The 733-nt window shown below is 44.2% G+C and carries 1 protein-coding gene; it reads left to right on the top strand.

Annotated features, from left to right (window positions below; translation table 11 throughout):
• Positions 1-8: 8 nt before the first annotated feature.
• A partial coding sequence (locus R8N47_RS24970) for a Cof-type HAD-IIB family hydrolase (RefSeq protein WP_318186077.1) occupies positions 9-733 on the top strand: 725 nt, incomplete at its 3' end.

Genomic DNA, 733 nt, shown 5'->3' with positions numbered 1-733 from the left:
AAGTAAAGATGTACAAACTGATCGCCCTAGACATGGACGGCACGTTATTAAACAGCGACAAAGCGATTTCAGAAGAAAACAAACACGCTATCGCGAAAGCTCGTGAAGCTGGCGTTACTGTCGTTTTGGCTTCTGGCCGCCCACTTGAAGGCATGCAGGCAAAATTGGATGAGCTGAATATTCATTCCGATAAAGATTTTGTCCTTTTCTACAATGGTTCTATGGTTAAAAACGTAGGTACAAACGAAATTATCCACCAGCAAATCATTGATGGTAAGGCTGCTAAATTAGTCGCTCGTAAAGCGAAAGAACTAGGTGCTTATGTGCACGCATTCAGCCAAGTACACGGCTTGATCACTAATGAGAACAACCCATACACTGACATCGAAGCCAACATTAATGGCTTAGACGTGACAGAGATGAATTTTGAATCGCTAGAAGATGATCATCCAATCATCAAAGCAATGATGGTTGCCGAGCCAAGTAAACTCACCGAGGTCATCGCTGCGCTTCCGTCTGAAATGCGTGAAGAGTTTACTGTTGTTCAAAGTGCCCCATTCTTCCTAGAGTTTCTTAACCCAGCTAGTAACAAAGGCATCGGAGTTGCGGCGATTGCTGAGTTCTTAGGAATTCAACCAGAAGAAGTGATCTGTATGGGTGATGCTGAAAATGACCACCACATGCTGAAGTACGCAGGTCTTGGTATCGCGATGGCAAATGCGATGGAAGAAAC

Source organism: Vibrio sp. 2132-1 (genome assembly GCF_033344315.1).
The sequence above is the reverse complement of the archived record's forward strand: the minus strand, read 5'-3'. Positions and strand labels throughout refer to the sequence as shown.